A 1123-nucleotide genomic window follows, 5' to 3' on the forward strand; every position below is an offset into this window, starting at 1 on the left:
ATAATCGCTTTTTATTGTCGCTTGTATTTTTGGCTTATCCGTTGGCAGTTCGTCAAGCGTATAATATTCTCTAACCCAGTTAAAAACAGTAATGTGACTAGCCATTGCCCCGTTACCATTACGTATTTCATAGGCCTTTTGAATGCAGTAAGCTTCTGCCCCTTTCAATGTTCTATCTTCCTTTAAAATACCAGTCAAAAGGTCTTTATCGGTTTGTTGGCATAGCCAGTCCTGAATGGCTTCTAGTCTATTGTTAGGTTCGGTTTCTAGTTCTTTTAACATCTTTTCCAGTGCTTGCTCTTGTATAGTCAATTGACTAGTTAAGTAAAAGCGTTCATAAGAAAGTCTGTCGCTAATTACTAGCCACTTGTATTTCGTCCCTTTATCTATCGTTTCATCAATGGTTAGATAAAGGGACGAGTAGTTACCGTCGGGGTCTTTAATCGCAACGGTTGCTTTTTCTGGTAGCTTTTCAAGATAAGAAAGTAATGTCACGACTGGATAAAGGGCTACTTCATAATTAGGATAGAAACATAAAAATTGAAAGTCGTTTCCGTTCTTTTCTATCTTGTCCTTTTTGAATGCTACACTTATATAGCCTTGTGTGTCGTCAAAAATAGTGGTTGCTAGATTTTGATTGTATTGTTTGAGTGCGTATGTCAATTCTTTTACAGTTTGTATATTTTGAAAGTCCATAACGTTCCCTCGTTTCTTTTGTTAGTCCAACCTCTTATGAATAAGAGGTTGGGGGAAATTCACTTGTCAAAGGTCATGAGATACGTTATACTTGAATTACAAATTTATTCAGGTATAACTTACCAATTCTTTAGAAATCTTTTGTTAGTGGCAAAAGGTTTCTTTTTTTGTGCTTTTTTCGTGGAAATAATTCAACACCTCTAAAATATCTTTTTCACCTCTTTCGTTGTTTTAAATGATAAATTCTGTTGTTTCGTGATTATCTTCTGTTAAGATTATTTCTTGGTCGTAATACATGTTAGAAACTAATTCATGTGCTTGTTCTTCGCTTTCAGCGTAAACATATACAGCTACCTCTAAGGTTTCAACAATTGTCACACAGTATTTTTTCTTTTTTTCTGCCATTCTTACACGTCCTTCCATTCAA

General features: G+C 35.0%; 2 protein-coding genes. Both read right to left on the reverse strand.

The window, feature by feature from the left end; genetic code table 11:
• The coding region (locus KQI94_RS16080) for a Cas9 inhibitor AcrIIA9 family protein (RefSeq protein WP_216454652.1) at window positions 1-696 on the reverse strand (696 nt) is incomplete at its 3' end.
• A gap of 231 nt (window positions 697-927) precedes the next feature.
• Window positions 928-1119 carry a DpnD/PcfM family protein gene (locus KQI94_RS16085; RefSeq protein WP_025186526.1) on the reverse strand — a complete coding sequence of 64 codons (192 nt, stop codon included), beginning with the start codon at window positions 1117-1119 and terminating at the stop codon, window positions 928-930.
• Between the last annotated feature and the right edge of the window lie 4 nt (window positions 1120-1123).

Origin of the sequence: Enterococcus sp. S183_ASV_20 (genome assembly GCF_018919685.1) — a bacterium.
In the GTDB taxonomy this organism is placed as follows: Bacteria; Bacillota; Bacilli; order Lactobacillales; family Enterococcaceae; genus Enterococcus; species Enterococcus faecalis.